The sequence below is a fragment of the Actinoplanes sp. NPDC051633 genome (assembly GCF_040681735.1).
Classification (GTDB): domain Bacteria; phylum Actinomycetota; class Actinomycetes; order Mycobacteriales; family Micromonosporaceae; genus Actinoplanes.
The window spans coordinates 1-1874 of sequence record NZ_JBFAZH010001369.1 but is presented as its reverse complement, the minus strand read 5'-3'; the positions used below and the strand labels follow the sequence as shown (position 1 = coordinate 1874).

At 69.5% G+C, this 1874-nt stretch carries 2 protein-coding genes and 1 pseudogene; all 3 read right to left on the bottom strand.

All coding sequences use genetic code 11. From position 1 onward, the window contains the following. Nucleotides 1–223: pseudogene (locus tag AB0M20_RS41095) on the bottom strand (cyclase family protein); the annotation flags it as partial. Nucleotides 224–251: 28 nt separating this feature from the next. Beyond that, on the bottom strand, nucleotides 252–1763 hold the full coding sequence (locus AB0M20_RS41090) for a long-chain fatty acid--CoA ligase (protein WP_364306692.1): 1512 nt from the start codon (nucleotides 1761–1763) through the stop codon (nucleotides 252–254). Between the two features lie 5 nt (nucleotides 1764–1768). After that, on the bottom strand, nucleotides 1769–1874 hold a 106-nt coding region (locus AB0M20_RS41085), incomplete at its 5' end, for a DUF5938 domain-containing protein (RefSeq protein WP_364306694.1).

Genomic DNA, 1874 nt, shown 5'->3' with positions numbered 1-1874 from the left:
CGAAGTGGGTGCCGGTGTGCTCGCCGGTCGAGATGTTGTTCCAGTACCACGCCGGGCCACGCTCGTCGTAGCGGCTGATCTCGGTGAGCGAGAACGGCCATGTCTGGCCGAACGGCTCGGGCAGACCCAGGATCGGCGTCTCGGACGACAGCGGCGAGGTGAGGTCGACGATCTCGACGCTGCCACTTCTCAGCGCGTCGGCGAGGTCCTGCAGCACAGACATGTGATCACGCTAGAGGTGGTCACGGTGATCACGCCAGCCGCGACTTCAGGTCGGTCTTGAGGATCTTGCCGACCTTCGACCTGGGCAGGTCCGGCCAGACCTCGATCTGTTTCGGGGTCTTCACGCTGCCGAGGCGGTCCTTCACGAACGCCCTGATCTCCGCGGGCTCGAGGGTGGCGCCCGCGCGCAGCTGGAGCACGGCGGTCAGCCGCTCGCCCCACTTCTCGTCGGGCAGCCCGATCACCGCGCAGTCCTGCACCGCGGGGTGCTGCATGATCGCCTGCTCGACCTCGGTGGAGTACACGTTGAAGCCGCCGGTGATGACCATGTCCTTGGCGCGGTCGACGATGAACAGGAAGTTGTCGTCGTCGAGGTAGCCGATGTCGCCCGTGTGGTGCCAGCCGTGGGCCGACGCGGCGGCGGTCGCCTCCGGATCCCGGTGGTAGCCGCGCATGACCAGCGAGCCGCGGACGACGATCTCGCCGACCTCACCGCGGCCCAGCAACGAACCACCGGCATCCATGATGGCCACCGTGACCAGCGGCGACGGCCGTCCCGCCGAGGCGAGGCGCTCGGTGGCGACCGTGCCGTCGGTGCGGAAGTGGTCGGCCGGGGCCATCGTGGAGACCATCATCGGCGCCTCGGTCTGGCCGAACAGCTGGCCCATCACCGGGCCGATCCGCCGCAACGCCTCCTCGAGCCGGGCCACCGACATCGGCGCCGCGCCGTACCAGAAGCATTGCAGGGTACCCAGATCCGTACGGTCGAAGTCCTCGTGGGCGAGCACCATGTAGATCAGCGTGGGCGGCAGGAACGTGTGCGTGACCCGGTGCCGCTCGATCAGCGCGAGGAACACCCCGACGTCCGGCGTGGGCATGACGACGATCTCGCCGCCCTTGGCCAGGATCGGGAAGCACAGCACCCCGGCGGCATGGGTGAGCGGGGCCAGCGCGAGATACACCGGGCGCTCGCCGAACGGGTAGCTCATCAGCGTGATCGCCGTCATCGTCTCGAGGTTCGTCCCGGTCAGCTCGACGCCCTTGGGCCGGCCGGTGGTGCCGCCGGTCCCGACGACCATCGCCAGGTCGTCCAGCGCCGGCACATCGACCTCTTCGACCCCCAGGCTCAGGAACTCCTCCCAGGAGGCCGGGTCGTCGAGGCACACCAGCGTCGTGAGCTCGGGCAGCTCGCCGCGGATCCGCTCGACCAGCGGCGCGAACCGTTCCTGATAGATCAGGGCCTTGCAGCCGAACAGGGCGAGCAGGTCCCGGTTCTCCGCGGCCTCGTTGCGCGGATTGATCGGGCACCAGACGGCACCGGCCCGGCTGATGCCGAAGACACAGGTGAACGCCGTCGGATCGTTGGCGGACAGCACCGCGACACGGTCGCCGGGCCCCACACCACGGGCGGCCAGGGCCGCCGAGACGCGGAAGCTGAGCTTCCGCACCTCGGCATACGACCTGGTCCGCCCGTCGGTGGTGAGGCAGGGCGCGTCCTGCCCCATCGACGCGCCCTTGTCGAGGTAGTCGGCCAGTCGCATGGGCGTCAACCCTGGACCGTGACGACCGGTTCGCGCACCAGACCGAAGCTGCTCAGCACGCCGAGCAGCTCGCGATGCCCGAAGGCCTGGCAGGCCGACGCGAAGCCGGCC